The 5612-nt window shown below is 38.6% G+C and carries 8 protein-coding genes; all 8 read right to left on the reverse strand.

The features are described from left to right. The coding region (locus Q0P86_RS16320; protein ID WP_295040956.1) for a hypothetical protein at positions 1-208 on the reverse strand (208 nt) is incomplete at its 3' end. Next, the gene (locus Q0P86_RS16325) at positions 205-1278 is read right to left on the reverse strand and encodes a hypothetical protein (protein WP_295040958.1); all 1074 of its coding nucleotides are present in this window, start codon (positions 1276-1278) and stop codon (positions 205-207) included. The genes Q0P86_RS16325 and Q0P86_RS16320, both read right to left, overlap by 4 nt. After that, the gene (locus Q0P86_RS16330; RefSeq protein WP_295040960.1) at positions 1265-2065 is read right to left on the reverse strand and encodes an RHS repeat-associated core domain-containing protein; all 801 of its coding nucleotides are present in this window, start codon (positions 2063-2065) and stop codon (positions 1265-1267) included. Before Q0P86_RS16330 ends, Q0P86_RS16325 begins: the two co-directional genes overlap by 14 nt. Positions 2066-2313: 248 nt before the next feature. Beyond that, complete coding sequence (locus tag Q0P86_RS16335; protein WP_295040962.1) at positions 2314-2832, reverse strand: hypothetical protein; 519 nt, start codon at positions 2830-2832, stop codon at positions 2314-2316. Then, a complete protein-coding gene (locus tag Q0P86_RS16340; protein ID WP_295040964.1) occupies positions 2819-3487 on the reverse strand; it encodes an RHS repeat-associated core domain-containing protein in 669 nt (222 codons plus the stop codon). Before Q0P86_RS16340 ends, Q0P86_RS16335 begins: the two co-directional genes overlap by 14 nt. Next, a complete protein-coding gene (locus tag Q0P86_RS16345; protein ID WP_295040966.1) occupies positions 3481-3927 on the reverse strand; it encodes a hypothetical protein in 447 nt (148 codons plus the stop codon). The genes Q0P86_RS16340 and Q0P86_RS16345 overlap by 7 nt, the downstream gene beginning before the upstream one ends. Before the next feature lie 137 nt (positions 3928-4064). Next, positions 4065-4526: a hypothetical protein gene (locus Q0P86_RS16350; RefSeq protein WP_295040968.1), complete on the reverse strand. Its 462-nt coding sequence runs from the start codon at positions 4524-4526 to the stop codon at positions 4065-4067. Positions 4527-4536: 10 nt separating this feature from the next. Beyond that, positions 4537-5612 (reverse strand): RHS repeat-associated core domain-containing protein (locus Q0P86_RS16355; RefSeq protein ID WP_295040970.1); only part of this gene is annotated, 1076 nt, incomplete at its 5' end.

Genomic DNA, 5612 nt, shown 5'->3' on the forward strand with positions numbered 1-5612 from the left:
CAAACTCCACGGGCATCCCCCGCCAATCGTAAGAGATTTTCATTTTCTTGGATTTGTCTTCTATCAGATTTCCTTCAGAGTCATAAACGAAATTGTTCGCGTCGGACATATTGCGGATGGTGGGTATGTCCCGAGAAACATCTGCCGTCCTCATTCCATAAACAGTTGTTATGATGGCTGCAACAGCTATAAAACAGGTCGCTTTCATTCAAGTAACCCCTTTATAGCTGGCTTCGTAACCTGAATAGGGAATTTTGAATCAGCTGGTTGATTATTTTTACTGGTATTACATTTCTGGGGTAGCGTTACATTCTTCAATTTCACCCAATTTGTACATGCATAGCCGATATGATTATTTTCATTATTTTCTATATCGAAAATTGGAATTAAAATTCTCATTTCACTCCATTTTTCTTTACTTATCTTTTGTGGAGTGAAAAGAGAATCCGCTCCCCACAAATCTTTAACTTGTATAGAATCTAATTGATTCACCATAGAGTCTATCAAAATGATTTTTGAAATTTTTGGATAATCAACATCACCTGGTTCAATATAGCTAGTGTGAAACATTTGAATTTTTCTTTCTGATTTAAATTGAATAAACAAATCGAGATAAAGTCCCTTAGCTTTAAAATTTAATATTCCTAACATTTTAGGAGTTTTATATTTTTTATATGCAATAAAAAATTTTTCTGGTACATTATATTTTCCTGACTGAATATTTAAATCCATTAAATCAAGACAGGATAATGCAATCTCCGAATTATAAGAATTATATTCCCATAATTTATTTTCTTCTATATCTTTCTTTCTCAGTAAAGTATCTATCGTAATCCACCTTTTTTTGTAATTACCATTAACATCATATAATGTTGAGAAAAAAAATCTAAATACCGAATCTTTTATAGTCGTGTCATAAATAAAAAATTTATTTTCTATATATCTTTGCGTAATAATTCTCGTTAGATGAACATTATTATTTAAATAGAAAAGCGATTTTTTTTTACTATTTGACACGTATTCCTTAATTGAATCATATAACTTTGAATTTGATTCATTTTCTTGGAAAGAAATGCATCCTTTTTTTTGTTCAAGCCCAAGCCCTGTTAATAATCCTCCACATTTTTCCATAGGATAATTATAAACTATCTTTATACTATAGCAATCAACTATAGTGTCTTTTAAATGAACAATCATGTTCGGATCATCGTAGAAACAAGCAAAAAGTATATTAAAAGAAGACAATACCAAAATAAAAAAGTGTTTAATACTCATCATAAATACCCATCTCTTTCGCTGATTCATAATCATGCTTATAAATTGGATCTGGATTTTGATCTTCAGACATTATTTTTATTTTATCAAAGTATTCATCTTCTGTATGAACAGATTCTAAGGCGTTATGGCCAGGTTTTGCAAATTCATACGGATGATCCAACTCATGTCCGATTAGAATGCTTGTTATATTAGGCAGATATTTTTCATCAACAATTAGATTAGGAATATAGACTTCATATATTTTTTTGTACTTCTGGTTTGTAGTGCAACATGGTTCAATAAAGGTTTCCCCATTTTTACTATCATAAAACTTATACAAGCGATATGGATCATTTTTTGCACGATTTATGCGAAATGTATTAGTTTTGCTAGCATTAAAATTAATCTTTGATAATACATAGTCTCCCCCCTCATTTGAATCAAAGATGTTTCCCTCTTCGTCAATACCATTCACCGCATTAAACCCATTCCCTGCATACAAATATGGGCTCGTAAATTGACGTGCCGGATCCACGGAAATCCACATTCCAAGCATCGGGTCAAGATAACGCGCGCCGAAGTAGTTCAGCTCGATTTCGTCGTCCTTCTCTTTTCCTGTGAAGTTTTCCGTGACCTTGTCGGCGGAGGATGTCAGCTCGGCCATTTCGCCGTAGCTCCTGTATTCGTAGGCATGCTCGAGTCCTAATTGCCCTTCGCCGTTTTCCGAAGAGCCGTACACGGCGACCGTACTTCCCAGGTGGTCATGCAAAAGCCACGCGTAGGTTGTAGCTGAGAATTCTTTGGGCATGGCACTAATCATAGGAAAATTTCATGCGTTTGGAATTGCGCAAAGCGAAATACACAGCGGTTCGACTATAAAAACGCACAAGTGCATTTTTGCAGCTCTATCCTTGCAAGTATTTGTCCTCGACAAGGTTTCCTTCGGAATCGTATAGAAAAAAGCCAATGTAGCAACCTTCAGAAATAATTACGCATTGAATGTTGTTGCTTATGCAACCCTTTTATCAATTCCCTACAATAGGGTCAAGTTCAACATTAAATTTTCCTTTTAAACGGAATCAGACGCGCTAAATATTCTATTGGTGTAATAAATCCTAAGTAAATTTCGACACTCAATAGAACATGATTCAAATAATAGGATCGAATGCAAAAATAATTTTTTAACAATTGCATACATATAGCAACAAACATCGCAATTACACTATTACGTACAACACACGCCTTTTTAGTTTCATTTTTCAATTTCACCGAATTACGAAAACCATTTTTTACAAGCGTTCCTAATAACATTAACGGGAATAAAATCAGAAGAATTAAAGACGTCAGTTTTAATGTCGTATCGAAAAAATGCAAAACGGAAGACAAAATGATAAAAATAATCGTGGCTTTCACTTTTCCATAAATAAAGTTTCGTTTTAAAAGAAGAACACCAAAATAAACTACACCATACAAAAGAATAATCAAATTTGTTGATTTGGTATAAAGTCCCAAGAAAGAGCATAAAACAAGTGTTGTAAAAAAATAGCCTAAACAAATAAAATTATTCTGTAACATCTAACTCTCCATATTTATTTATGTTAGATTCATTATCAGAACCGGAAAAGAAATTTTTGAGATCCACATACCATGGAGCATCATAGTTATCCTTAACAACACTTGTTTTGGTGTTTTGAAGGAATTTGTCTATTTTAGAGTGATCAGTTCCTTCACAAGCTGTAACACACCCCAAAGACATTCCTTGACCATGCAATCTAAATCTATCTCTTGTCGAACCATCCGGTAATTCAGCAACATCATTCCGAGGATTCACATCAACTAAATCAAGACGATAAAAGCCTTCCCTTTGAGCTTGTTCAAGAATTTCATATGTTCCATTGGGAATTGGTGCTCCTGCTATTCCTCCTGTAAAATATTTACCAGAAACTTCTTTTCCCGAATCATTGTCCCTTAAGGTTAAAATTCCTGTTGATTTAGAAAACGTTCCTTTTACCTCATTCCCATCTTCATCCACACCATTCACTGGATTATAACCATTCCCCGCGTACAGATACGGGCTCGCGAATTGCCTAGCCGGGTCCACAGAAATCCACACTCCCAGCATCAAGTCAAGATATCTTGCTCCCCAATAACCGAGCTCGATTTCATCATCCAGTTCTTTTCCTGTGAAATTCTCGGTGACCTTGTCCGAGGGCTGCGAGAGTGTTACCATTTCGCCGAAAGCCCTGTAGTCGTAAGCAGCCTTGGTCTCGCCAATGTCGCCAGTGTTCGGGTCCGTGGAGGCCACGGTGCCATAGACGAGCTCGTGGAGCCGAGATGGTTCTTCAGGTACCATTCGAATGTCCTGGACGCGTTATCATCGGCGAGCTGCGATGCGTCAGCGACCTTGTAGCGGCCAAGGCCCTGCGGCATGTTCACGACGACTTTCGTCTGTTTTGCCGGTCCGGCGAAGTTCTCGCGTATTTCAGTGCCGATACCCGTGTAGTGCGTGATAGACTGGGTTTCCCAGACACCGTTCCCGTAGTCGCGCATGCGCGTCTTCGAGATGCGGCGGCCCGAGCCGTCGTAGGCCATCACGAGTTTCATGGAACCACACACGATCTGTTCGTGTATGTCGATGCAGGCATCGTTACGCGTAAATTCGACAGGCATACCTCTCCAATCATAGGAAATTTTCAGCGACTTAAACTTATCTACAATCAATTTTCCCTAGGAATCGTACGGAAAAAGGCCACAGGAGCGACCTTTTGTTTGATTCCGGCGTAGTACCGTCCAGGAATCCGAAACAATCATTCATAAAAAACAGGTCTGTACGTACAAGTTGAAATCGTATCTTTCTTATCAACTCTTTCAAACGTGAATGATTTATAGACCTTTTCTTCGTCAAAAAACACTTCAAAATATACAGTTTCGCTAGCGTCTCCTGAAGAACCAAATAGAATAAAGTCTTTGTTTCTTTTTTTTACAGAAAAATCGTTAACCAAAGCAATGGTACAATACAATTCCTTCGGGAAGAAAATAATATTTCCATCAACAGAAAGTTTGATACTTATATCTGGAAAAGAATAACCATCCCAGTAAGGAAAGCACGCTTTGCTTGTTTCTCTCCTTGTTTTTTCTAACTCAATTGAAACGAAAGTCTTGTCCATTTTTTTTTCACATACAGTTAATCCAGTTGGTTTAACTGGACAATCTTGAGAATAATTTGCAGAAAAAAGAAAGAGAAATGTAACGACTATTTTCTTTATCATCTAATAAATCCTATTCGCCTTCAACTTCAATTTCGTGCGGGTTAACAAAAACATTGCCAGGGCCATCGTCTAAATCTTCTAAGGCATCAGGGACAACAATCAATTTATTATCCCCGCTATTTGCAATGCGCATTCTATCATCCCGATCAAAAATTGTACAACCAGAAGAAGCATCAAAATCATTTGCAGCTTTTCTTCCATGAATCAAGAAAAGATCTCGTCCATACATTTCATTATCTTCATCAGGAGTCAGTTTCATATATTTTTTGTACTTACCCTGGGGATGTTTTTTAATCATTGGTGAAATTGTATAAGTTCCTGCAGGGAGAGGGCCTGTCATGCGGACACCCTCGTATTTAGCATTATTAAAACCTTCTCCGTTTCCCGCATAACCATATGCGACAAAGGTACGCGCGCCAGTATTATTATTGATATAAGTTAACCTACCCGAATTTTGCGCGTATTCCCAAGCCATTCCATCTGGATCCACCCCATTAATCGGATTATTCCCATTTCCCACATACAGATACGGGCTCGCGAATTGCCTTGCCGGGTCCACGGAAATCCACATTCCAAGCATCGGGTCAAGATATCTCGCCCCGAAGTAATTCAGCTCGATTTCATCGTCCTTCTCCTTCCCCGTAAAGTTCTCGGTCACCTTTCGGGTGAAAACGAACAAATCCAGTTGTTCTCCAAAACTGCGGTAGTCGTATGCGGCACGGAACACTCCATTCGGAGATATGCCGAGCGGGTCGGGGAAACCAACGCCATATACTACACGAGTACTACCTAGATGGTCTTTTAGGTAAAATTCATATGCAGAATTCAACTCAGAGTTCGGACGTTCCGCATTTTGCATTGCATAGCGGCCAAGCCCGTTCGGCAACGGCACGACAACTCTAACCGTGTCGGGCAGGGGGCAGTCTGTACTTGCCGTACCCGCATAGTCCGGGTTCGCGGAAATACAGTGTTCAATGCCTTGGGAATCCGTGAAACGCGTAAAGTTCCATGGTTTGTACTCTCTGATTTCGGTGCCGATGCCGGTGTAATGCGTTATTGTGGCTATTGTCCAATTTCCACTATTCA

Origin of the sequence: uncultured Fibrobacter sp. (genome assembly GCF_946062555.1) — a bacterium.
In the GTDB taxonomy this organism is placed as follows: domain Bacteria; phylum Fibrobacterota; class Fibrobacteria; order Fibrobacterales; family Fibrobacteraceae; genus Fibrobacter.